The 21483-nt window shown below is 66.9% G+C and carries 23 protein-coding genes; 18 read left to right on the top strand and 5 right to left on the bottom strand.

Features of this window, described 5'->3' with window-relative positions; translation table 11 throughout:
* Positions 1–118: 118 nt before the first annotated feature.
* From ACRSCF_RS11590 to ACRSCF_RS11570, 5 genes are all read left to right on the top strand, one after another.
* Positions 119–1021, top strand: a complete 903-nt coding sequence (locus ACRSCF_RS11590) for a LysR family transcriptional regulator (protein WP_034366741.1) — start codon at positions 119–121, stop codon at positions 1019–1021.
* A gap of 149 nt (positions 1022–1170) precedes the next feature.
* Positions 1171–1644, top strand: coding sequence for a BLUF domain-containing protein (locus tag ACRSCF_RS11585; RefSeq protein WP_223275322.1), 474 nt, complete (start codon positions 1171–1173; stop codon positions 1642–1644).
* A gap of 60 nt (positions 1645–1704) precedes the next feature.
* The gene (locus ACRSCF_RS11580) at positions 1705–3489 is read left to right on the top strand and encodes a putative bifunctional diguanylate cyclase/phosphodiesterase (protein WP_034366744.1); all 1785 of its coding nucleotides are present in this window, start codon (positions 1705–1707) and stop codon (positions 3487–3489) included.
* Positions 3490–3666: 177 nt separating this feature from the next.
* Complete coding sequence (locus ACRSCF_RS11575) at positions 3667–4074, top strand: PRC-barrel domain-containing protein (RefSeq protein ID WP_016446396.1); 408 nt, start codon at positions 3667–3669, stop codon at positions 4072–4074.
* Positions 4075–4194: 120 nt separating this feature from the next.
* Positions 4195–4569, top strand: coding sequence for a c-type cytochrome (locus tag ACRSCF_RS11570; protein WP_016446397.1), 375 nt, complete (start codon positions 4195–4197; stop codon positions 4567–4569).
* A 2-nt stretch (positions 4570–4571) separates the two neighbouring features.
* On the opposite strand, the gene ACRSCF_RS11565 is transcribed toward ACRSCF_RS11570, so the two are convergent.
* Entirely contained in the window at positions 4572–5507 is a 936-nt protein-coding gene (locus ACRSCF_RS11565) for a LysR substrate-binding domain-containing protein (RefSeq protein WP_016446398.1), read from the bottom strand.
* 89 nt (positions 5508–5596) lie between these two features.
* Here ACRSCF_RS11565 and ACRSCF_RS11560 point away from each other — a divergent pair, with 89 nt between their 5' ends.
* Positions 5597–6967 carry an MFS transporter gene (locus ACRSCF_RS11560; RefSeq protein ID WP_034366794.1) on the top strand — a complete coding sequence of 457 codons (1371 nt, stop codon included), beginning with the start codon at positions 5597–5599 and terminating at the stop codon, positions 6965–6967.
* Positions 6964–7602: a LysE family translocator gene (locus tag ACRSCF_RS11555; protein WP_016451462.1), complete on the top strand. Its 639-nt coding sequence runs from the start codon at positions 6964–6966 to the stop codon at positions 7600–7602. Before ACRSCF_RS11560 ends, ACRSCF_RS11555 begins: the two co-directional genes overlap by 4 nt.
* A 43-nt stretch (positions 7603–7645) precedes the next feature.
* Here ACRSCF_RS11555 and ACRSCF_RS11550 read toward each other — a convergent pair whose 3' ends face one another.
* Positions 7646–8539, bottom strand: coding sequence for a LysR family transcriptional regulator (locus tag ACRSCF_RS11550; RefSeq protein ID WP_016446401.1), 894 nt, complete (start codon positions 8537–8539; stop codon positions 7646–7648).
* Between the two features lie 133 nt (positions 8540–8672).
* Between ACRSCF_RS11550 and ACRSCF_RS11545 the strand changes: the two genes are divergently transcribed.
* From ACRSCF_RS11545 to ACRSCF_RS11530, 4 genes are all read left to right on the top strand, one after another.
* Entirely contained in the window at positions 8673–9527 is an 855-nt protein-coding gene (locus ACRSCF_RS11545; protein WP_034366747.1) for an amidohydrolase family protein, read from the top strand.
* Between the two features lie 77 nt (positions 9528–9604).
* Positions 9605–10609: a Bug family tripartite tricarboxylate transporter substrate binding protein gene (locus tag ACRSCF_RS11540; RefSeq protein WP_046238354.1), complete on the top strand. Its 1005-nt coding sequence runs from the start codon at positions 9605–9607 to the stop codon at positions 10607–10609.
* An 11-nt stretch (positions 10610–10620) separates the two neighbouring features.
* Positions 10621–11139: a carboxymuconolactone decarboxylase family protein gene (locus tag ACRSCF_RS11535; RefSeq protein WP_016451460.1), complete on the top strand. Its 519-nt coding sequence runs from the start codon at positions 10621–10623 to the stop codon at positions 11137–11139.
* Positions 11140–11143: 4 nt separating this feature from the next.
* Positions 11144–11818, top strand: coding sequence for a hypothetical protein (locus ACRSCF_RS11530; protein ID WP_034366750.1), 675 nt, complete (start codon positions 11144–11146; stop codon positions 11816–11818).
* A gap of 17 nt (positions 11819–11835) precedes the next feature.
* Here ACRSCF_RS11530 and ACRSCF_RS11525 read toward each other — a convergent pair whose 3' ends face one another.
* Positions 11836–12849: an NAD(P)H-quinone oxidoreductase gene (locus tag ACRSCF_RS11525; RefSeq protein WP_034366753.1), complete on the bottom strand. Its 1014-nt coding sequence runs from the start codon at positions 12847–12849 to the stop codon at positions 11836–11838.
* Positions 12850–12971: 122 nt separating this feature from the next.
* Between ACRSCF_RS11525 and ACRSCF_RS11520 the strand changes: the two genes are divergently transcribed.
* Positions 12972–13847 (top strand): LysR family transcriptional regulator, encoded by an 876-nt coding sequence (locus tag ACRSCF_RS11520; RefSeq protein ID WP_016446407.1) that lies wholly within the window; start codon positions 12972–12974, stop codon positions 13845–13847.
* A gap of 126 nt (positions 13848–13973) precedes the next feature.
* Here the strand turns inward: ACRSCF_RS11520 and ACRSCF_RS11515 are convergent, their stop codons facing one another.
* Positions 13974–14237: a VF530 family DNA-binding protein gene (locus ACRSCF_RS11515; RefSeq protein ID WP_198803962.1), complete on the bottom strand. Its 264-nt coding sequence runs from the start codon at positions 14235–14237 to the stop codon at positions 13974–13976.
* Between the two features lie 123 nt (positions 14238–14360).
* Between ACRSCF_RS11515 and ACRSCF_RS11510 the strand changes: the two genes are divergently transcribed.
* The 6 genes from ACRSCF_RS11510 to ACRSCF_RS11485 all read left to right on the top strand — a co-directional run bounded on the left by ACRSCF_RS11510 (position 14361) and on the right by ACRSCF_RS11485 (position 20400).
* The gene (locus ACRSCF_RS11510; RefSeq protein ID WP_034366759.1) at positions 14361–15917 is read left to right on the top strand and encodes a methyl-accepting chemotaxis protein; all 1557 of its coding nucleotides are present in this window, start codon (positions 14361–14363) and stop codon (positions 15915–15917) included.
* 53 nt (positions 15918–15970) lie between these two features.
* Positions 15971–16276, top strand: coding sequence for an NIPSNAP family protein (locus ACRSCF_RS11505; protein ID WP_016446410.1), 306 nt, complete (start codon positions 15971–15973; stop codon positions 16274–16276).
* A 111-nt stretch (positions 16277–16387) separates the two neighbouring features.
* Positions 16388–17380: an ABC transporter substrate-binding protein gene (locus tag ACRSCF_RS11500; RefSeq protein ID WP_432675797.1), complete on the top strand. Its 993-nt coding sequence runs from the start codon at positions 16388–16390 to the stop codon at positions 17378–17380.
* A 19-nt stretch (positions 17381–17399) separates the two neighbouring features.
* Positions 17400–18263 carry an ABC transporter permease gene (locus ACRSCF_RS11495; RefSeq protein ID WP_034366761.1) on the top strand — a complete coding sequence of 288 codons (864 nt, stop codon included), beginning with the start codon at positions 17400–17402 and terminating at the stop codon, positions 18261–18263.
* Entirely contained in the window at positions 18260–18985 is a 726-nt protein-coding gene (locus ACRSCF_RS11490; RefSeq protein ID WP_244388056.1) for an ABC transporter ATP-binding protein, read from the top strand. Before ACRSCF_RS11495 ends, ACRSCF_RS11490 begins: the two co-directional genes overlap by 4 nt.
* A 47-nt stretch (positions 18986–19032) precedes the next feature.
* On the top strand, positions 19033–20400 hold the full coding sequence (locus ACRSCF_RS11485; protein ID WP_034366798.1) for an LLM class flavin-dependent oxidoreductase: 1368 nt from the start codon (positions 19033–19035) through the stop codon (positions 20398–20400).
* Positions 20401–20431: 31 nt separating this feature from the next.
* Here the strand turns inward: ACRSCF_RS11485 and ACRSCF_RS11480 are convergent, their stop codons facing one another.
* Positions 20432–21325, bottom strand: coding sequence for an amino acid ABC transporter substrate-binding protein (locus ACRSCF_RS11480; RefSeq protein WP_047471526.1), 894 nt, complete (start codon positions 21323–21325; stop codon positions 20432–20434).
* Positions 21326–21483 lie beyond the last annotated feature (158 nt).

Genomic DNA, 21483 nt, shown 5'->3' with positions numbered 1-21483 from the left:
TCCCATATTCAAGTTCTCAGGAGCCTAGTGCCGTGCCTGGCATGGCGGAAGGCGCACTGCTCTCACTTTATTCATGCGTTTCACGCCATGTCACTACCCGCTGTGCTACGGTCAACCCATGCCGAAGCCCGATCTCAACCTGCTTGTCACCCTGGATGTGCTCCTTGCGGAGGGAAACGTTGCGCGCGCGGCCCAGCGGTTGCGGCTGAGCCCGTCGGCAATGAGCCGGGCGCTGGCGCGGCTGCGTGAGACCACCGGCGATCCGCTGCTGGTCAGGGCCGGGCGGGGTCTCGTTCCCACACCGCGAGCGCTTGAGCTGCGCGATCAGGTCAGCCAGCTGGTGCAGGACACGGAAGCTGTTCTGCGCCCTGCCGGGCAGCCCGACCTCGGACAACTGGTGCGCACGTTCACACTGCGCACCAGCGAAGGCTTCGTGGAGAATTTCGGACCGGACCTCATTGCCCGCGTGGGCCAGCAAGCGCCCGGCGTACGGCTTTGCTTCGTGCAAAAGACCAACAAGGACAGCGGCCCGCTTCGCGACGGGACGGTCGACCTGGAAACCGGCGTTGTCGCAAGCACGATAGGTCCGGAGGTGCGCGCGCAGGCGCTGTTCCGAGACCGTTTCATCGGCGTCGTGCGCCAGGGCCATCCGCTGAGCCAGGGCGAGATCACACCCGCGCGCTATGCGAGCGGCAGGCATATCCTGGTGTCCCGGCGGGGGCAGGAAAAGGGGCCCATTGATGAAGCCTTGAATGCGCTCGGCCTGCAGCGGCAGATCGTTGCGACCGTCGGCGGCTTTTCCACCGCGCTGGCCCTGGCCCGCGCCAGCGACCTGATCGCCAGCGTTCCCGAACGACACACCGGCAACCTGCGCGCGCAAATGCACAGCTTCCCCCTTCCGGTCTCCATGCCGCAGATCACGGTTTCATTGCTCTGGCATCCCAGGCTGCATGCCGATGCTGCGCACCGCTGGCTGCGCGGGTGCGTACGGGAGATTTGCGCAAAGGCTGATTCGCCATGAGCGCCCGCAGCCAGCGGGCTGCCATCGCCGCTCCCATGCACCCATGCAGATACCCATGCAGATGGGCCAGCCCATCAGCAGACCAAGGCTAACCAGCGCCAGATGCAGCAGGCGCTGGAGGCCGGGATGGTTACATATGCAACAACGGGTTGCACACCTACGTGGACCGTCCCGCGCAGGCCATACCATCGCCGGCCTACAACACAGAAAGGCGCGAGGTTATGCAGGAGAGTTCTCTGGAGTGCTTCCTCTATCACAGTCAGTTGGCACCAGGGGCCGACACCACCTGCATCGCGGGCATCATCAAGACCGCACGCTCGTTCAACGGGTCGGCCGGGATCACGGGCATGCTGGTTTTCGACGGGGAACGTTTCTTTCAGTATGTCGAAGGGCCGGCACGGCAATTGGGTTTGCTGGTGGAGTCCATCTCGCGCGACGAAAGACATATCAACTTCACGCCGATGTTCCCGCAAACGCGCATTGATCAAAGGCGTTTCGCCAAGTGGTCCATGGCCTATGTGATTGTGGAAGATACAGAACATCTGGGCACGATTTCCAAGCTTGAAGGCCCTGGTGCGCTGGCCAAATTGCAGGAGCTGTTGCCGCTGCTGGATGTTCAGTAATTCCTTAGGCCAAAGCGGAGCGGGATTTTCATGATGTGGGTTCACTGAGGCAGGAAATCGATGCTCACCCGTTGGACTACCGAATCCGAGAAAGAGCAACTGCTCGGACTTCAGACCGCTGAAATCCTGGACATGACCGCCAGACGGGAATTTCAGCGCATCACCCAGCTGACCAGCCAGATGTTCATGGTGCCGATTGCCATCATCACGGTTCTGGACGAGCACAGGCAATGGTTCAAGGCGCCCGTAGGTGTGGACATGGACGGCAGCCTGCGCACGGACGCCTTCTGCGACCACACCATCAGAAACGAAGGAATCATGGTGATTCCTGACACGCACCTTGACCGCAGGTTCTCAGGCAATGCGCTGGTAACCGGCCCACCGAACATCAGGTTCTATGCCGGCGTTCCCCTGATCATGAATTCCGGCCATGCCATCGGCAGCCTGTGCATCATCGATACCCGACCCAGAACCTTCTCTGAAGAGCAAGGCCGGCAACTGGCCGCCATGGCTGCGATAGTGCAGGCTCAGATCCAATACCATCACAGCATTGGAAAAGTAGACGAGGTCACGGGCTTGCACAATCGCTCGCAGCTCCAGTCCGACCTGAACAGCCTTTGCATTGTGGCCCCGCAGGAGGCACGCAGCCTGGTATTGATGGAAGCGATCAACCATTGCAGCCTGCTGGAAATGAGCAATGCGCTGGGCTTGAATTATGTCGAGCAGCTCCTGCGTGACATTGCGAAGGCCGTCACGGACATGACGGGGCCGCACGCAACCGTGTACCACGTGGGCCTGGCCAGGTTTGCATGGATCATCAGCGCAGGCAGGCAAGAAGATGAAGAGGCCCTGGTCAGGCAATTGCTGAAACACCTGCAAAAGCCCATCACCAGTGCCGATCTCCGGTTCGAACTTCAGCCCCGGGCAGGCGTGGTGCGGTTCCACCTGGCCCAGGCCGAGGTCGATGATGTCATTCGCAAGGCCATGGTGTCCGTGCAGCAGGCTGGCCACGACCATCGGTCACTTCACCGCTATGAGGAGAACGAGGACAGCCGCCAGCGAAGATCCTATCGGCTATTGCGGGACTTTGGGCATGCGCTGGACAAGGGGCAGCTGCGGCTGGTGTACCAGCCCAAATTCGACAACCGCAGTTTCAGCTGCAAGGGGCTGGAGGCTCTCATCCGCTGGAAGCACCCGGAAATGGGGGAAATCCCGCCCAGCGAATTCATCCCCCTGGTGGAAGCCACCCCGTTGATCCATGGCCTGACGCGGTTCGTGATCAAAACGGCGCTGGCGCAGGTTGCGGCCTGGAAAGCGGAAAGTCTCGACCTCCAGGTCTCCATCAATGTCTCGCCGCGCAATCTGGACGAGGTCGATTTTCCGGACTACCTCAACGCCATGTGCAGTCAATATGGCGTTGCCCTGGAAAATATCGTGATCGAGTGCACCGAAAGCGATGTGCTGACAGGCCACGGCACGGTCCAGGCGCTTCAGCACATCAGAAAACTCGGAATCCAGGTCGCACTGGATGATTTTGGTGCCGCCTACTCCAATCTTGCGTCACTCAAGAATCTGCCAGCCGAGATATTGAAGATAGACCGCTCCATGGTCTGCGACGTCGATACCAATGAACGGGCGCTGGCCGTGCTCAAATCCATCATGACCATGGCCTCGGACCTTGGCTACCGCCTTGTGGCAGAAGGCGTTGACAGCGCCGAAGTCTTCGATCTGCTGGTTTCGCTGGGGTTCGATGAGATACAGGGCTACTATTTCAGCAGGCCCATGGAGGCATCGGAAATCAGGAAATTCGTCGAAGAGCGCAATCGATACGCACAGGGGAAATGAAGGGCCTTGGCCATGGCATACCGGGCGCAGACGCAGGCAATTGGCGGGACGACTGTAGGCAGTCTCCTCACCGTGGCGCTGGATCGGCTGACATGGCTTTGCTTGGTTTTCCGATCTCGCCGCTGCCGGGCTGCGCTCCTAATGAGGGCTTCAAATTTTGTTTTCCAGGAGTTTTCTATGACAGGTCTCAAGACGCTGAAGATGGGTTTGATCGCAACCGCGCTGATCGCAGCCACGGCCTCGACCAGCTGGGCACAGCCCGTGGCGGGCACCACCACCTTGGGCGTGGCGGCCACCGAAGTCCAGGCCGTGGCCACGGGCTGGAGCCTGAAGAAGTCCGTGCTGGGCAAGAGCGTCTACAACGAGGAAGGCAAGGCCGTGGGCAAGATCGACGACGTGATCGTCGCACCCGACAAGGCGGTCTCCTACGCCATCGTCGGCGCCGGCGGCTTCCTGGGCATGGGCAAGCATGACGTGGCCATTCCGGTGAACCAGTTCCGCGTGGAAAACAACAAGATCACGCTGCCCGGCGCCACCAAGGACGCGCTGAAGGCGCTGCCCAAATTCGAGTACGCCAAGAAGTAAGCCGGGCGCGCGCCCTGCTTCTTTGACAAGCCCTGCGTTGCAGGGCTTTTTCGTGGGCGGTCGTGCAGGACCATATGATCGCGGCGGATCAGATTCATACCAAAAAATATCCGCGAGTCAATGAAAACAATCGTCGCCGTATCCTTGGGAATATCGCTGTGCATTCAGGCATTGCCCTGCCTTGCAGACAACAGCAATGGAAAGCAGCTCTACCTGTCCAGATGCGCCATGTGCCACGGGGCAGACGCCAAGGGTACGGGCCCGCTGGCCAACAAGAGCAATCCACCCACCCCCGACCTGGCGACCGCCGCGTTCAGAAAAAGGCTCCATGACTATCCGGGCGTGATCGTCTCGTCCGTCATTCTTCGCCCCAATGGCGACCTGATTCCCAGGACCTTGCGGGAAAACGGGGTGAAGGTGCCGCCCCATGCCTGGACCGTGAAGGATTTCCGCGACCTCAATGAATACTTCAGTGGCCTGGTTGCGAAGAAGTAGCCCTATATATCGAGTTTCTGCGCGCGCATATGCTCGCGCACCGCATCGACCAGGATGCTGGCCAGCCGGTCCACGGGCGCTGGCGCATCGAGCGTGGCACGGCCCAGGATCAGATCCATGGACGGCAGGGCCGGCAGGCCCAGGGCCTGCGCATCCAGCGGCTTGACGTGCGCGGGCAGGCCGAACGGCGTGCGCACGGACAGGCCCAGGCCTGCAGCCGTGGCGGCCCAGACGGCGGACAGGCTGGCACTGTTGAAGGCATGGCGCCAGGCCATGCCCTTCTTGTCCAGCGCAGCCGTCACGATGTCCCGCAAGGGGCAAGGCGCATCGAGCATGGCCAGGGGCAGCACGTCGTCGTCCTGCGCTGCACCACTGCGCCAGCGTGCCCAGCCGGCGTCGGCCGCGTCCATGGATGCCGGGCCAATCCACTGGAGCGGCAGCCGCATGATGTGCTCCCCATGCACGCACGCGTGGTTCACGCCCGCATCCCATAGCAGGGCCAGGTCGAATTGCCCGAGGGCGATGCGCTCGCGCAGTTCATCGCTGCGGGCCACGCTGGCTTCGATGCGCACATGGGGATGGGCGCGCGCGAACTGCCCCAGCACATGGGGCAGCACGCTTTCGCCCAGGTCTTCCTGCAGGCCCAGGCGCACCAGGCCGCGCAGTTCGCTGCCGCGCACGGCCGCCACGGCGCGGTCGTTGAGTTCGAGCAGGCGCAGCGCATAGCCGCGCAGGGTTTCTCCGGCCTCCGTCAGCACCAGCCCCCGGCCGGACTTGCGCAGCAAGGGCGTGCCGCATTGGGATTCCAGCTTCTTGAGCTGGGCGCTGACGGCCGAGGTGGAGCGGCCGAGCTTGTCCGCGGCGCGGGCAAAACTGCCCAGTTCGACGCCGGTGCAAAACGTGCGCAGCACATCCAGGTCATAGAGCACACGTGTCATTGCCAAGCCTTCATCGTGCTGAAAAACTGGATTGTAGATACGAAATTATGTGATTTTCAGGATGGTTGGGGCTGACCATACTGCCGGCCATGACCTCTTCTCCTGCCGGCCGCAGCGCCAATCCCAGCCCCTTGGCTTCCCCCCACCCGCCCCGCCACCGATGGAAGGTGCTGGCCGCTGGCGTCATCGCCAACGCCGCGTTTTCCGTGGCTTTCAGCGGCATCCCCATGACGGCCATCCTCATGCGTTCGGGCTACCAGCTGGACACGCAGACGCTGGGCCTGGCGCTGGGGCTGATGGGCCTGGGCATTGCGCTCAGCGAACTGCCCTGGGGCCTGCTGACGGACCGCTGGGGCGACCGGCCGGTGCTGCTGCTGGGCCTGTGCGGCACGGCCTTGGCCCTGGCGGCGATGGCGCTGTGGGCCTCGCCATCGCCGGACCATATCCCTTCGTTCGGCCTGCTGGCCGGCGGGCTGGTGCTGGTGGGGCTGCTGGGCGGCAGCGTCAACGGCGCCAGTGGCCGGGCCGTCATGGGCTGGTTTGCCGAAGGCGAGCGCGGCCTGGCCATGAGCATCCGCCAGACCGCCGTGCCCTTGGGCGGCGCCATTGGCGCCCCCTTGCTGACCGGCCTGGCCACGCATGCAGGCTTTGCCGCCGTCTATGGCGTGCTGGCGGCGCTGTGCCTGGCGGCGGCGGTGTTTGCAGCGCTGTGGATTCAGGAGCCATCGCATGCACCGGCCTCAGGCAAGGCCGCTGCGCCAGGCCGGGCCGGGCCATCCGCGCCAGGGCCCCTGCGCGATCGGCAAGCCTGGCGCATGGCCGCCGGCATCGGCATCCTGTGCGCCCCGCAGTTTGCCGTGCTCTCGTTCGGAACGGTGTTTCTGCATGACCATGCCCACCTGGGGCTGGGCGTGGCGGCGGCCGTCATGTCGGTCGTGCAGCTCGCCTCCATGGCCCTGCGCATCTGCAGCGGCCGCTGGACCGACAGGCGCCAGAACCGCCCGGCCTTTCTGCGCGCCTGCTGCCAGCTCACCCTGGCGTTGTTCGCGGGCATGGCGGCCCTGAGCTGGAGCAGCCATCCGGGCGCATCGGCAGTGTCGCCCGCCATGGGCCTGGTGCTGATGGTGATGCTGGGCGTGTGCGGTATCTGCGTGTCCGCCTGGCACGGCGTTGCCTACACGCAGCTGGCCGGGCTGGCCGGCGCGGCCCGCGCGGGCACGGCGCTGGGCATGGCCAATACCTCGGTGTTCGCGGTGTGCTTCCTGGTGCCGCTGGCCATTCCGCACTTGCTGTCGGCCCAGGGCTGGGGGCTGGTCTGGGCCAGCGCGGCGGCCTGCGCGGGCTGGGCCATGCATCTGTTTGCACGGGCCGGGGCGGCCGGCAACCCCGGGGCCACGCAGGGGGCGTTATTGAACGAGAATACCGGCTGTCTTCCCACGGCCTCCTCGCACCGACCATGACCATCGCCCACTGGCTTGTTTTCTGCGGCGTCTCGCTGCTGATGTGCTTCACTCCCGGCCCGGCAGTGCTGCTGGCCATCTCCAACTCGGTGGACGTGGGCGCCAGGCGAACGGCCCTGAGTTCGCTGGGCAGCTCGGTGGGCATCTTCGTGGTCTCCGGGCTGGCCATGATCGGCATGGGCACCATTCTCAGCATGTCGGCCCACGCATTTCTGGTCATGAAGGTGGCAGGCGCCATGTACCTGATCTGGCTGGGCGTCAAGCGCTGGCGCAGCAAGGACGCGCTGCTGGGCAGCGACGCCGGCCTGGCGCCTGCCCACCGGCGTGAACGCGGGAACTGGCAGCTGGTGGCGCAGGGCCTGGGCGTGTCGCTGACCAATCCCAAGGCCATCCTGTTCTTCTCCGCGCTGTTCCCGCAATTCGTCATCCCGGGCGAGCCGCTGCTCACGCAGTACCTGGTGCTGACCACCACGTTCGCGGTCTGCGCCCTGATCTCGCACGCCTGCTATGTGCTGCTGATCTCCATGATCAAGGGCCACGTGCTGGCGCACGCCAGGCTGTTCAACCGCATCGTGGGCGGCACCTTCATCGCGCTGGGCCTGGGATTGCTCAGGACGCGGCACAAGCTGGGCTGAGTGCGGGCCAGGGCTTCGCACTGGCCGTTCAACAGCTGCCGGATCAACCCGGCAAGCCCAGCCGCTCGCTCACCACCCGCTTGATCAGCTGCTCTGCAAAGCGCGTGACGCGGGTGGACGGGCGTGCGCGCGGAATGGCCAGCACCAGGCGGTTGCGCACGACGGGCGAGATGATCTGCGCGATCGACAGCTGCGACGGCGAGGCCGTGCCCTGGATGGCGCTCAGCGGCAGCACGGAGTCGCCCATGCCCCGGGCCACCAGCGAGAGCACGGTGTGCACGGAGTCGACCTCGGCCAGCATGTGCAGCGGCACGCCGCGCGGCACGGTGTAGCTCTCCAGCAGCTTGCGCAGCGCGTTGGGGCCGCGCGCCATGACGAGCTTGCGCTGGGACAGCGCCGCCATGCGGACCTTGGCGGGCAGCGCATGCCTGCTGACCAGCACCAGCGGCTCGCGCAGCAGGGTCTCCGTGGTGATCTGCGGCGAGTGCGGGGGATCGAACAGCAGGGCCATGTCCACGCGCCCGGCGATCAGCCATTCGCGCAGGCTGATGCTCAGGTTCTCCTCGATGGAGATGGTGACGTCGGGGTACTGCTGCAAAAAGCCCTGCACCAGGTCTGCGGCGATGGAGCGCGCCACCCAGGGCGGCAGGCCGATGCTGATGCGCCCGCGCGGGCTGCGCAGCCGGTCCTGCATGTCCGATTCGGCCTGCGCGGCCAGCGCAAAGATGCCGGCCGCATGCTGCAGCAGCGCCTGGCCCGGCTCGGTCAGCACCACGCCGCGCCCGGTGCGCTCAAGCAGCCGCTGTCCCAGCTCCCCCTCCAGCAACAGCACCTGTCGGCTGAGGGCCGGTTGCGACAAATGCAGGGCGGCGGCGGCGCGGCTGAAGCTGCCGGCCTCGGCCACCGCAGCGAAATAGCTCAGGCGCGTCAGGTCCATGGTTCTCCTTGGCAAGGGCTTTCAGCATGCTTTTGGCTGATAGCAGGTATCAGCCAAGTCTATGCCTCATTCGCGGCAAGCCCGCCCACAATCGCCACAAGCCTTCGCTGTCGCTGCCTTGTTGCAAAGCCCCATGCCTGAACTCACCTACGCCCTGTCCCCCTCCAAGCCCGCGCTGCAGCTGCCTGCGGGCGCCTGCGATACCCATGTGCATGTGTTCGGTCCCGGCACCCAGTTTCCCTATGCGGCCGGGCGCAGCTTCACCCCGGCGGACGCGGGCAAGCACACGCTGTTTGCACTGCACCGCCACCTGGGCGTGTCGCGCTGCGTGATCGTGCAGTCCGCCTGCCACGGCCTGGACAACAGTGCGGTGCAGGACGCGATTGCCGCCGGTGGCGGCAACTACCTGGGCGTGGCGCTGGTGGCCGCCGATGTGTCCGATGGCGAGCTGGCGCGGCTGGCGGGTGCGGGGTTCCGGGGCGTGCGCTTCAACTTCATGCGGCACCTGGCCGGCGCCTGCATTGAAGACGTTCTGGCACTGACCCCGCGCCTGGCCGCGGCCGGCCTGCATCTGCAGGTGCATTTCGAAAGCAGCCTGGTGCATACGGTGGGCCGGCAGTTGCAGGCCAGTGCCGTGCCCGTGGTGATCGACCACATGGGGCGCGTGGATGCGCGCCTGGGCGCAGGGCATGCAGATTTCCAGGCGCTGATGCAGCTGCTGGCCGACCAGCCGCAGTTCCACGTCAAGGTCAGCGGCGTGGACCGCATCGACAGCCAGCCGCCCTATGCCCAGGGCAAGCCGCTGGCGCGCCTGCTGGTGGAGCGCTTTCCCACGCAATGCCTGTGGGGCACGGACTGGCCCCACCCCAACCACACGCACGTGCCCGACGACGGCCTGCTGGTCGATGCGCTGGCCGACATCGCGCCCACGCCAGCGCTGCGGCAGGCCCTGCTGGTGGACAACCCGCAGCGGCTGTACCGGTTCTGAGGACCGCACACGGCGCCCGTCGCCTGTGGCTCATCGCCGGTCGCCCTGCCCACAGATACCCATAAAAGGAGACATCCATGACAAGCATCCCTTCCACCCGCCGCAGGCGCTGTCTGTCCATGGCGCTGGCGGCCCTGGCGCCCCTCGCTGCCCTGGTTTGCGCCGCATGGCCCGCGCTTGCGCCCGCGCAGCCGCAGATGACGCGCATCGTCGTGGCCTTTCCGCCGGGCGGCCCGGTGGACTTCGTGGCGCGCACGCTGGCCGAGCAGTTGGGCAAGGAGCTGGGCAGCATCGTCGTGGTCGAGAACAAGGCCGGTGCCAACGGCGCCATTGCGGCCGAATACGTATCGCGCGCACAGCCGGACACGCGCACGCTGTGGCTGACCAGCGTGGGCGCCGTGGCCATCAACCCGGCGCTGTACCCCAAGCTCGGCTACAAGCCGGCCACCGACCTCGCACCGGTGTCGCTGGTGGTCAGCAACGTGGAGATGCTGGTGGTCAACGCCAAGGCGCCCTACGGCAACGGCGCGCAGTTCGTGGCAGCCGCACGCCAGGCCCGTACACCGCTGACCATGGCCTCGTCCGGCACGGGCAGCGTGCCGCACCTGGCCATGGAATTGCTCAAAGAGCATGCGGGCATCCAGCTCGCCCACATTCCCTACAAGGGCGCCGCGCCCGCCATCACGGATGTGGTGGCGGGCCATGTCGATGGTTTCTTTGGCGACATTCCCGGGCTGATCGGACAGATCTCCGCCGGCAAGCTCAAGCCCGTTGCCATTGCCGCCAGCCGGCGCCACCCGCGCTTTCCCGAGGTCAGGACCTTTGCCGAGATCGGCATCACCGGCGTGGATTCGGACAACTGGTACGCCCTGTTCGCCCCCAAGGGCACGCCAGCGGCCGAGACCGAAAAAATGAGCCAGGCCGTGCAGCGGGCGCTGAACACGCCCTCGGTCAAAAGCCGCCTGGAAGCCTCTGGCACCGAAGTCGTGGGCAGCACGCCGGCCGAGCTGGCCAGGGCGCTGCAGGCCGACACCCTCAAATGGAGCCGCGTGGTACGCGCCAACGGCATCACCCCCGACTGAAGCGAGCCCCCATGAGAATCCAACCCGTACTCCCCGGAACCCGCCCCGAACTGGCGGCTGTGGAATCGCGCATCCTGGCCGAACGCGGCCGCATTTCCGAGCTGTACCAGGTGCTGCTCAACAGCCCACCCATCGCCCACGGATGGGAGCAGATGCTGTCGGCCGTGCGCAATCGCAGCAGCCTGGATGCAGGGCTGCGCGAGCTGGTCATCCTGCGCGTGGCCGTGCTCAACGGCGCGCCCTATGAATTCAATGCCCATGTACCCCATGCCCACAAGGCGGGCAAGAGCGATGCGGCCATCGAGGCGACCCGCAGCATCCCCTGCGCCGCGGATGCGCCGTGGACCGAGCAAGAGCACCTTGCCATCCGCCTGACCGATGCCATGACGCGCGACATCACCGTCGCCGACGCGCTGTTCGCCCAGGTGCAGGCCCGCTTCAGCGCGCAGGAGCAGGTGGACCTGGTGGCCACCATCGCGGCCTACAACATGGTCTCGCGCTTTCTCACCGCATTCCATATCGGGCACTGAAGGCATGGCTGATTCCCGCATACCTGCCGACTGCCTGCTGCTGCAATGGACGATGGCAGCGCCCTGCCTGGCAAGCGCCAAGGCACTCGCAAGAAGCGCCTACGGTCCTGCGTTTGGCGACGCCCTCACCCAGGCGGCAGGCCTGGGCGTGCGCCTGACCGTCCAGCGATTCGCCTGGTCGGCCAGCACGGGGCGCATCTACGTCTATGTGGAGCTGCCGGGCCGCATCGGCGTCTCGCGGCCTGCAGTGCTTGCCGTGCAGGCGGCGGCGCAGGCCATGCTGCCGGCCGCATCAAACCTTGCGGCGTCCAGGCTGACGCTGGCCTTCGACCGGCCCGGCGCCTCGCACGGGCAGCAGCGCCATGCCCACTACACGGTGGAGATGGACCCGGCCGAAGGCTGGGCGCCCGAGATCTTTCGCTGGTACGACGAAGAACACATGCCGGGCCTGGCCGCCGTGCAGGGCAACATCCATTCACGCCGCTACCTGAACCACGACGGCGGCCCGCTGTCCCTGGCCTGCTATGACCTGCAAAACCCCGGCGTGCTGGGCTGCCCGGCCTGGCTGCAGGTGCGCGCCACGGCCTGGAGCGACATCACGCGGCCGCATTTCACGCACACCGTGCGCACCATGTTCGCGACCGTGGACGCGGGGGATGGGGCCTGGCCGCCCTATTGAGCGCCCTATTGAGTGCCCTATTGACCGCCCTGCCCGGGAATCAGCAGCAGCTTGCCCACGCTCTGGCCCGACTCCATGCGCCGGTGCGCCTGCGCGGCCTCGGCCAGCGGCCAGGTGCTGTCGATCACGGGACGGATGGTGCCGGCCGCCAGTGCGGGCAGCCAGCGCTGGGCAAAGCGCCGGACCATGGCCTGCTTGACTTCGGGCGGGCGCGACTTCATCACCGTGCCGAAGATCCTCAGGTGCCTGTACAGCAGCACGTCCATGGGCACGGCCGCCGCCAGCGCGCCGCCCAGCAGGCCCACGCAGACCATGCGCCCGCCCATGGCCATCGAGCGCAGGTTGCGCTCCAGATACGGGGCGCCGATGAAGTCCACCACCACATCCACACCCTGGCCGCCGGTCTGCTCGGCCACCACGGCCTGGAAGTCTTCGCTGCGGTAGTCGATGAACACGTCGGCGCCAAGGCCCAAGACAGCCGCCCGCTTGTCGCCGCTGGCCGTGGCGAACACGCGCGCCCCGGCCGCATGCGCCAGCTGCACCGCCGCCGAGCCCACGCCGCTGCCGGCCGCGTGGATGAGCACGGCTTCGCCAGGCTGCAGTTGGGCCAGGTGGAACAGCGCCTCATGCGCCGTTACGAAGACTTCGGCCACCGCGCCGGCATCCGTCAGCGAAAGGCCCTCGGGCACATGCATGGCCATGCGGTGGTCGATGCGCGACAGCTCGGCATAGGCGCCGCCGCCCACGATGCCCATGACGCGGTCGCCCACGGCGAAGCCCTGCACCTCGGCGCCCACTTGCACCACCGTGCCGGCGATCTCCAGGCCCATGAGGTCGGATTCGCCAAAGTGGGCGCGGCCATAGGCGCCCTTGCGGTGCGAGACATCGGCACGGTTCACGCCGATGGAGGCATTGCGCACCAGAAGGTCATGGGGCCGGACTTCGGGCCGGGCCACGTCGCGGGCCACGAGCACTTCGGGGCCGCCGAAATCGTCGAAAACAATGGCTTGCATGCGGGCGTCGTCATTCATGGCGAAAGAGTGTCCAAAAACAGGTTGAAGAAACGAATGCCCCGAGCTTACGACTGCCGCCAGCCGCTCGAACGCAGCGATTTCGCTCTACAGTGCTGCAAATCTGCATCACGCCAACCGCCATGAACTGGGATGACACCCGCATCTTTCTCGCCCTGACACGCGCCCCTTCCCTGCGCGCGGCCGCACGCATCCTGGGCGTGGACCAGGCCACCGTGGGCCGGCGCCTGAATGCGCTGGAGGCCGAGCTGGGCAGCAAGCTCTTCCTGCGCGCTAGGGACGGCTACCTGCTGACCGCCGCCGGCGAGGCCGCACTGGGCGCGGCGCGGCGCATGGAGGGCGCGGCGCTGGACCTACGCACGCGCATCGAAGGCCTGGACGACAGCCCGGCCGGCCTGGTGCGCGTGACCAGCACCGACTCGATTGCCACCGAATTCCTGCTGCCCGCCATCGAGCGCCTGCAGCAGCGCTGGCCCGGCATCCGCGTGGACCTGGAGGTGTCCACCCAGATGCTCAACCTGGGCCGCCGCCAGGCCGACATCGCGTTTCGCAACGTCCGCCCCGAGGCGCCCGAGCTGGTGGTGCGCCGCGTGGCGGCATGGCCGGTAGGACTGTTTGCGAGTGCCGCCTATGTGGCGCGCTTTGGCGAGCCCGTGGCCGAGGACGAACTGCGCGGCCACCACCTCGTGGTCTACGGCCCCTTCCTGGAGCAGCGGCCCGTTCCCACCATGGTGGACGTGCCCGCGCGCCAGGCCAGGATCGCCATGGCCGCCAACTCCAGCCTGCTGGTGCGCAAGGCCGTGGCGGCCGGCATAGGCCTGGGCGAAATGCCCGTGAGCATGGGCGAGCGCGAAGGCCTGCTGCGCATCTGGCCGCAGCGCCAGCGCTCGGACGACTACGAGGTCTGGCAGGTCATGCACCCCGACCTGCAGCGCACGGCCCGGGTGCGCGTCACGGCCGAGTTCCTGGCCCAGGCGCTGGGCGCGGAGCCTGCGTGATGCCGAGCTTGTCCAGGGCGGCGGCAATCACGGCGGCAGGGATGCAGGCATGCAGCGGGAGCCGATGATCGGCAAAACCTGCGCCAGCGCACCGGACAGGCTGCCCGGTGGCCACCGGCTTCGCCTTCAGTCTTGGGAAGCAGGCCTGGGCCTGTCCTTGCGCAGCATCTCCAGATAGAGCGCCTCCACCTTCTCGCGCGCCCAGGGCGTCTTGCGCAGGAACTTCAGGCTGGAGCTGACGCTGGGGTCCAGCGCAAAGCAGCGCACCGGAACCTGCCGCGCAAGCCCGGCCCAGCCGTAGCGGGCCTCCAGGGCAAGGACGATGGCTTCGAGCGTGACGCCGTGCAGCGGATTGCGGGGCTGGGCGGCGGGAGGCGGGGTTTCTTGCATGGCGCGATTTTCGCCCGCCTTTGCAGTGCTGCGGACCGCAGCTTTATTTGTAATTACATGCAACCATGCCGTAAGTTTCTGTAGCATTGTGGCGTTCCTGGCCTTCTGCTGCACTCCCCGACCATGCCCGCCCTGTCCCTTCGCCAGAAACTGCTGGCACCGCTGGTTTTCTGCCTTCTCGCGCTGCTTGCGCTCACCCTCTTCAACGCCTACCAGGCACGCGACAAGGCCTACGAGGCCCGGCAGCAGGCGCTGCGCGACTTCGTCGATGCGGGCGACAGCCTGATTGCGGCGATTGCCGCCGAGGCCAAGGCCGGCAAGCTGACAGAGGAAGAAGCCAAGGCCACCGCCATTGCCCGCGTGGGCCAGTTGCGCTATGCAAGCGGCGCAGGCTACATCACCAGCATCACCACGGATTCCGTGGTGCTGAACAATCCCGCAAGCCCGGGCATCAACGGCAAGAACATGGGCGGCTTCCAGGATGCCAAGGGCAACTACCTGTACCGCAACATTGCCGCCGTGGGCGCGTCGGCCCAGGGCAGCGGCTACCTCACGTACTGGTGGCCCCGCCCCGGCGCCAAGGAGCCCAGCGAGAAGCTGGCCTATGCCAGGCGCTCCACGGCCTGGAACTGGGACCTGATCGCTGGCGACTATGTGGACGACATCCAGCAGGCCTTTGTCGCCACCATCACCAAGTCGGTGGCGGCGCTGGCCGTGCTGGGCGCACTGCTGTCCCTGATTGCGTGGCTGGCCACGCGCAGCGTGCTCAATGCCATTGGCGGCGAGCCGGCGGTGGCGGCCGAGATTGCCAACCGCATCGCCTCGGGCGACCTGTCGCAGTCGGGGCTGGCGGGCGCAGCCCAGGCCCCCGAAGGCAGCGTGATCGCCGCCGTGCAGCGCATGAGCGAGCAGCTGCGCCGGCTGGTGACGCGCATCCATGACACGGCCGGCGTCATCCACCGCTCGGCCGGCGAGATCGCCACGGGCAGCGTGGACCTGTCGCAGCGCACGGAGCGCCAGGCCAGTTCGCTGGAAGAAACCGCCGCCTCCATGGAGCAGCTCACGGCCACCGTGCACCAGAACGCCGAGAACGCCCAGCACGCCAGCCAGATCGCCTCGGGCGCCTGTTCCGTGGCCGAGCGCGGCGGCTCCGTGGTGGACCAGGTGGTGGCCACCATGGGCGAGATCAACAGCTCCTCGCGCCGCGTGGTGGACATCATCGGCGTGATCGACGGCATTGCCTTCCAGACCAATATCCTCGCGCTGAATGCGGCCGTGGAAGCGGCGCGCGCGGGCGAGCACGGGCGCGGCTTTGCCGTGGTGGCGGGCGAGGTGCGCACGCTGGCACAGCGCAGCGCCTCGGCCGCGCGCGAGATCAAGACGCTGATCCAGACCTCGGTGGACAGCGTGGACGCCGGCGCCACCCTGGTGGACCAGGCCGGCCAGACCATGCGCGAGGTGGTCACCACGGTGCGCAACATCACGGGCATCGTGACCGAAATCGCCTCGGCCAGCCGCGAGCAAAGCAGCGGCATCGAGCAGGTGGGCCATGCCGTGACCGACATGGACCGCGTGACCCAGCAAAACGCCGCCCTGGTCGAGCAGTCCTCGGCTGCCACCCAGGTGCTGCAGGAAGAATCGGAGAAGCTGTCGCGCCTGACGGCTTCGTTCAAACTCTAGAGCCGGCTCTGCCGTCCCTGCCTCCCATTCCCTTTCCCCCTTCTTCCATCCCCATGATCACCTGCTACCTGCGCTACATCATCGACCCGTTCAAGGCCAAGGAATTCGAGCACTACGGCAAGACCTGGATTCCGCTGGTCGAGAAGTTCGGCGGCAAGCACCACGGCTACTTCCTGCCGTCCGAAGGTGCCAACAATGTGGCGCTGGCCATGTTCAGCTTTCCCAGCATGGCGCTGTACGAGGAGTACCGCATCAAGTCCATGCAGGACCCCGAGTGCCAGGCCGCCTTCCGCTACGCGGAGGACACGCGCTGCATCCTGAGCTACGAGCGCAGCTTCATGCGCCCGGTGTTCGGCTGAACCTCCCCCGCGCCACGCCCATGTGCGTGGCGCGCGTTTGCAAATACGGAATCGGTATTTTCACAACTGAAGCACGCTAACTAGCATCCATCCCATTGCAATCTTTTGAGGATGGAGCGCGTGAACAAGCGTCGTTTCCTGCTGGCCGGCCCTTCTCTGCTGGCCGCTGCCGCCCTGGCTTCCACCACCGCCGCGCGGGCTGCGGCCGACCCCAGGACCCGATTGGTCGTCGCCGACCAGAGCGAGCTGCTGCGCCACCTGCTGGATGCCAGCGGCGAGCGCAAGCGCCTGGGCTTTCAGCTGGAGCTGCCCAACTTCGCGGGCGGCCCGGCCATCTTCGAGGCCATACGCGCAGGCGCGCTGGACATTGCCTATGTGGGCGACACGCCGCCCATCCAGGCGCGCGCCGCCGGTGTGCAGCTGCCCATCATCGCCACCTTCACGCGCGAGCGCGCCCAGTACCGGCCGGTGCAGCGTGCCGATGCAGGCATAGAGCGCCTGGCCGACCTGCGCGGCAAGCGCCTGAGCTATGTGGAAGGCTCGGGCCGCCAGGTCTTCCTGATCGAGGCATTGACACGCGCGGGCCTGACGCTGGCCGACGTGAAGCTGGTCAACCTGCGCGTGGCCGAACTCAACGACGCGCTGCGCGCCAAGGCCGTGGACGTGGCCGTGCTCATGGAGCCCCATGTCACGCGCCTGGGCAAGCAGATCGGCGCGCGGCCCGTGCCCGATCCGCAGGAGCGCACGCTGCTGCCCGCCACCTCGTACCTCTATGCCCGGCCCGAGGTGCTGGCCGACCCGGCCAAGTCCCAGGCCATCGTCGATTTCCTTGGCGCCTTCGTGCGCGCAGGCAAGTGGAGCAATGGCCACGAGCAGGAATGGGGCCGCCACTACTACACGCAGTTCCAGCGCATCGATGCGGAGAGCACGGCGGCCATCCTGGCATCGCAGTCCGACCTGCTGTTCCAGACGGCCGCCGAGGCGCAACCCCACCACCAGAAGCTGATCGACATCCTGCACGCCGCCGGCAGCCTGCCGCAGCGGCTGGATGCGGCCGGCTCCTTCGTGTCCACCTACGACCGCGTGATCGTGGCCAACCGATGAACCGGCCAGAAAACACACGATGACGCAAGCGCAACTGGATATCAACGCGGCCGGTCTGGCACCGGCCACCGCAGCCACCGCTCAATCCGAGCCCGCCACCCGGGCCGCCGTGCAACTGGTGCCCGCGCGCCTGTCGCAGGGCGCGCTGCTGGTGGGCCCCGGCCTGCTGCTGGTGCTGTGGGAGGCGGCCTCGCGCCTGGGCTGGCTGTCGCCCGAGACACTGACCGCGCCCTCGCAGGCCCTGGTCGCCGGCTACGGCATGGTGGCCGACGGCAGCCTGCTGCCCCACCTGCTGGCATCGGCAGGCCGTGCCTACAGCGGGTTGCTGCTGGGCGTGGTGGCTGGCGTGCTGCTGGCCCTGGCCTCGGGCCTGACGCGCACGGGCGAGGCCCTGCTCGACGGCTTGGTGCAGATCAAGCGCGCCGTGCCCACGCTGGCGCTGATTCCCCTGGCCATCATCTGGCTGGGCATTGGCGAGTCCATGAAGATCTTTCTGATCTTCACGGCCGTGCTGGTGCCCGTCTACATCAATACCCACGCGGCCCTGCGCGGCATCGACATCGGCCATGTGGAGCTGGCCCAGACCCTGGGCCTTTCGCGCGCCGAATTCATCCGCAAGGTGGCGCTGCCGGGCGCGCTGCCGGGCTTCTTCGTGGGCTTGCGCATTGCCGTGTCGCTGTGCTGGACGGCGCTGGTGGTGCTGGAGCTGATCAACACGCAGACCGGCATCGGCTACCTCATGAACCGCGCCCGCGACTGGGGGCAGACCGATGTGATCGTGGTGGGCATCCTCATCTACGCCCTGCTGGGCCTGCTGTCCGACGCCGTGGTGCGCCGCGTCGAGGCGCATGTGCTGTCCTACCGGAGGTCGCTGGGATCATGAGCCATCACCCCACCCCGGGCGCCGTGCGGCTGCAGCGCTTCACGCGCAGCTTTGGCGGCAAGAACGTGCTGGACGCCATCGACCTGGACATTGCCCCGGGCCAGTTCGTGGCCCTGCTGGGCGAGTCCGGCTCGGGCAAGACCACCTTGCTGCGCGCGCTCGCCGGGCTGGACGGCCATGCGCAGTCCAGCGGCGCGGCCAGTGCGCAGGGCAATGTCTCCGTGCTGTTCCAGGACGCGCGCCTGCTGCCCTGGCTGTCGGTGCTGGACAACCTCACGCTGGGGCTGGACGCCCGCGCCGTGCTGCCCGCAGCACGGCAAATCCTGCACGACGTGGGCCTGCAGGACAAGGCTGGCGCCTGGCCCGCCACGCTGTCGGGCGGCCAGAAGCAGCGCGCCTCGCTGGCCCGCAGCCTGCTGCGCGACCCGCACGTGCTGCTGGCCGACGAGCCCTTCGGCGCGCTGGACGCGCTCACGCGAATGCGCATGCACGGCCTGCTGCTGCGCCTGGTCGAGCGCATACGGCCCACGGTCATCCTCGTCACGCACGACGTGGACGAATCCCTGCTGCTGGCCGACCGCATCCTGGTGCTCAGGGACGGCCGCATCGCCGAGAACCACGCCGTGGACCTGCCCCATCCCCGCCGCCCCGACCATCCTGCCTTCATGCAGCTGCGCGCCACCTTGCTGCGCAGCCTGGGCGTCGAGACAGAGATCGCCTGACGCCGGCCCCGCCCGCGAAACAACCCACACAACAAAGGACTGCTCCCATGTCTCGGCAACTGCACCTGAACCTGTTCCTCATGACGCGCGGCCACCACGAAGGCGCCTGGCGCCATCCCGGCGCCAACCGCAAGGCGCTCACCGACCTGGAGCTGTACGTCGATGCCGCACGCATCGCCGAGGCCGCCAAATTCGACGCCGTCTTCCTGGCCGACAGCCTGGTCGGGCCCGAGAACGGCCAGCAGATCACCTCGGGCCTGCTGGACCCGCTGGTGCTGCTGACGGCACTGGCGCTGCGCACCGAGCGCATCGGCCTGATCGGCACCGCCTCCACCACCTACAGCCATGCCTACACGCTGGCGCGCCAGTTCGCCTCGCTGGACCATCTGTCCAAGGGGCGGGCGGGCTGGAACATCGTCACCTCCTGGGCGCCCAATGCGGGCCTGAACTACGGCCTGGCCGACAGCGTGGACCACGGCGACCGCTACCGCATCGCCGAGGAATTCGTGTCCGCCGTCGATGCGCTGTGGCGCAGCTTTCCGGCCAGCGCCCTGCTGGACGACACGGCGGCCGGCCAGTTCCTCGACGCATCGCAGATCCGGCCCATCCACTTCGAGGGCAAATACATCCGCACGCGCGGCCCGCTCAACGTGCCCGGCAGCCCGCAGGGCCGGCCCGTCTTCGTGCAGGCCGGCCAGTCCGAATCGGGCCGTGCCTTTGCCGCGCAATGGGCCGAGGCCATCTTCACGGCCCATGGCTCGCGGGAATCGGCCCAGGCCTTCTATGCCGACATCAAGGGACAGGCGCAGCGGCTGGGCCGCCGCCCGCAGGACATCGTGATCCTGCCCGGCATCAGCGCCGCCATCGGCTCCACCGAATACGAGGCGCGCCAGGTCTGGGAAGAGCTCGACAGCCTGACCAGCATCGAGGTCGGCCTGGCCCGCCTGTCCGCACGCTTTGGCGGCCACGACTTCTCGGCCGTGCCGCTGGACCGCCTGCTCACGCGCGACGACTTCCCCGATCCCGACAAGGTCGAAGCCTCGCGCAGCCGCGCCGTGGGCTACGTGGAAACCAGCCTGCGCGACGGCCTCACCCTGCGCGGCCTGCTCAAGCGCCTGGCCGGCGCCCGCGGCCACCTGGCCGTGGCCGGCACGCCCGAACAGGTGGCCGACATCATCGAAGACTGGTTCAGGCACGGCGCAGCCGATGGCTTCAACGTCATGCCGCCCATACTCAACCAGCAGTTCGAGCTGTTCACCAGCGAAGTCGTCCCCCTGCTGCGCAAGCGCGGCCTGTTCCGCGAGGAATACGAAAGCCGCACGCTGCGCGGGCATTTCGGGCTGGGGGAGCTGGCGGGGACGGGGGCGGGTGGTGCCCCAGCCGCCCGCCCAAGGGAGCAAGCGCTGGCGGCTTGACCGATGCAGCGCTGCGGCTGCACAGACGGGCCTACAGCAGAATGTCCGCCGTGGGGTACTTCCAGAAGTCGCGCAGCAGGTAGCTGATCGGCAGGTTCAGATTCGTGGAGCTGGGTGGAATCGGCTGCAGGAACCACTTCTCGTAGATGGGGTGGATTTCGCGGCTGGTGATGATCCGCTTCATCTCTTCATCGACCAGTTTCTTGAACGCGGTATCGGCCTTCGGCAGCATGATCGCCAGGGGTTCGGTGGACAGGAACTTGCCCACCACCTTCAGGGCACGTGGATCGGGCCGTGCAGCGGCCAGCCCGTTGAGAAGCACGTCATCCATCACGAACGCGTCGGCTTCGCCCTTCTCCACCATCTCCAGGGCCCTCGCGTGATCGGGGGCCTCCACAATGGTGATGCCCATGAGGCGCTGCCTGTTGGCCTGCGTCACCAGGGCCATCGGGCTGGTGCCCTTGGTGGAAACCAGCTTTTTGCCCTTGAGATCTTCCATCGCGTTGATGGTGCTGTCGGCCTTCACGAGCATCCGGGCGCCGGTGATGAAATGGGGAACCGTGAACGCCACGGTCTGGCGCCGCTGCGCGTTGTTCGTGGTCGAGCCGCACTCCATGTCGGCCTTGCCCTGCTCGATCACGGCCATGCGATTGGCGGGCGTGACCATCAGGAACTCCACCTTCATGTCCTTCCTGCCTGTCTGCTTGCGCACCGCCTCGGCCAGGCGAAGGCACAGATCCAGCGCATAACCGACGGGCTTGCCGCTGCGGGTGTCGATGTAGGAGAAGGGAACAGACGATTCCCGGTGCGCAATCACCAGCGCGCCACCGGCCTGGATCTTGTCCAGCACACCGGCTGCAGATACACCGCTCAAGGCCCACAGGCCCAACGCACCCAACGCAATACCCCACTGGCGAAAGATCATCTGAGTCCTTGGCTCGCAAGCGCCGGGCGGCGCCCAGCAGGTTGTGACAGGTTATACACGTATTGTTACTAGGTGCGCAAACCTGGGCTGCTGGCTGTTTCGGTGGCAGCTTGGGCACTGGCTTTTCCCCCTCCCCCGTTATGGCAGGATCACCAGCA

The sequence above is a fragment of the Delftia sp. 11MD genome (assembly GCF_050907895.1).
Classification (GTDB): domain Bacteria; phylum Pseudomonadota; class Gammaproteobacteria; order Burkholderiales; family Burkholderiaceae_C; genus Comamonas; species Comamonas tsuruhatensis.
Note: the sequence above shows the minus strand (reverse complement) of the source record. Positions and strands in the feature narration are given on the sequence as shown.

What these genes read in the sequence shown, in the direction of transcription:
- ACRSCF_RS11590 (WP_034366741.1), top strand. Translation starts at nt 119, where the DNA reads ATGCCGAAGCCCGATCTCAACCTGCTTGTCACCCTGGATGTGCTCCTT.
- ACRSCF_RS11580 (WP_034366744.1), top strand. Translation starts at nt 1,705, where the DNA reads ATGCTCACCCGTTGGACTACCGAATCCGAGAAAGAGCAACTGCTCGGA.
- ACRSCF_RS11575 (WP_016446396.1), top strand. Translation starts at nt 3,667, where the DNA reads ATGACAGGTCTCAAGACGCTGAAGATGGGTTTGATCGCAACCGCGCTG.
- ACRSCF_RS11570 (WP_016446397.1), top strand. Translation starts at nt 4,195, where the DNA reads ATGAAAACAATCGTCGCCGTATCCTTGGGAATATCGCTGTGCATTCAG.
- ACRSCF_RS11565 (WP_016446398.1), bottom strand. Translation starts at nt 5,507, where the DNA reads ATGACACGTGTGCTCTATGACCTGGATGTGCTGCGCACGTTTTGCACC.
- ACRSCF_RS11560 (WP_034366794.1), top strand. Translation starts at nt 5,597, where the DNA reads ATGACCTCTTCTCCTGCCGGCCGCAGCGCCAATCCCAGCCCCTTGGCT.
- ACRSCF_RS11555 (WP_016451462.1), top strand. Translation starts at nt 6,964, where the DNA reads ATGACCATCGCCCACTGGCTTGTTTTCTGCGGCGTCTCGCTGCTGATG.
- ACRSCF_RS11550 (WP_016446401.1), bottom strand. Translation starts at nt 8,539, where the DNA reads ATGGACCTGACGCGCCTGAGCTATTTCGCTGCGGTGGCCGAGGCCGGC.
- ACRSCF_RS11545 (WP_034366747.1), top strand. Translation starts at nt 8,673, where the DNA reads ATGCCTGAACTCACCTACGCCCTGTCCCCCTCCAAGCCCGCGCTGCAG.
- ACRSCF_RS11540 (WP_046238354.1), top strand. Translation starts at nt 9,605, where the DNA reads ATGACAAGCATCCCTTCCACCCGCCGCAGGCGCTGTCTGTCCATGGCG.
- ACRSCF_RS11535 (WP_016451460.1), top strand. Translation starts at nt 10,621, where the DNA reads ATGAGAATCCAACCCGTACTCCCCGGAACCCGCCCCGAACTGGCGGCT.
- ACRSCF_RS11530 (WP_034366750.1), top strand. Translation starts at nt 11,144, where the DNA reads ATGGCTGATTCCCGCATACCTGCCGACTGCCTGCTGCTGCAATGGACG.
- ACRSCF_RS11525 (WP_034366753.1), bottom strand. Translation starts at nt 12,849, where the DNA reads ATGAATGACGACGCCCGCATGCAAGCCATTGTTTTCGACGATTTCGGC.
- ACRSCF_RS11520 (WP_016446407.1), top strand. Translation starts at nt 12,972, where the DNA reads ATGAACTGGGATGACACCCGCATCTTTCTCGCCCTGACACGCGCCCCT.
- ACRSCF_RS11515 (WP_198803962.1), bottom strand. Translation starts at nt 14,237, where the DNA reads ATGCAAGAAACCCCGCCTCCCGCCGCCCAGCCCCGCAATCCGCTGCAC.
- ACRSCF_RS11510 (WP_034366759.1), top strand. Translation starts at nt 14,361, where the DNA reads ATGCCCGCCCTGTCCCTTCGCCAGAAACTGCTGGCACCGCTGGTTTTC.
- ACRSCF_RS11505 (WP_016446410.1), top strand. Translation starts at nt 15,971, where the DNA reads ATGATCACCTGCTACCTGCGCTACATCATCGACCCGTTCAAGGCCAAG.
- ACRSCF_RS11500 (WP_432675797.1), top strand. Translation starts at nt 16,388, where the DNA reads ATGGAGCGCGTGAACAAGCGTCGTTTCCTGCTGGCCGGCCCTTCTCTG.
- ACRSCF_RS11495 (WP_034366761.1), top strand. Translation starts at nt 17,400, where the DNA reads ATGACGCAAGCGCAACTGGATATCAACGCGGCCGGTCTGGCACCGGCC.
- ACRSCF_RS11490 (WP_244388056.1), top strand. Translation starts at nt 18,260, where the DNA reads ATGAGCCATCACCCCACCCCGGGCGCCGTGCGGCTGCAGCGCTTCACG.
- ACRSCF_RS11485 (WP_034366798.1), top strand. Translation starts at nt 19,033, where the DNA reads ATGTCTCGGCAACTGCACCTGAACCTGTTCCTCATGACGCGCGGCCAC.
- ACRSCF_RS11480 (WP_047471526.1), bottom strand. Translation starts at nt 21,325, where the DNA reads ATGATCTTTCGCCAGTGGGGTATTGCGTTGGGTGCGTTGGGCCTGTGG.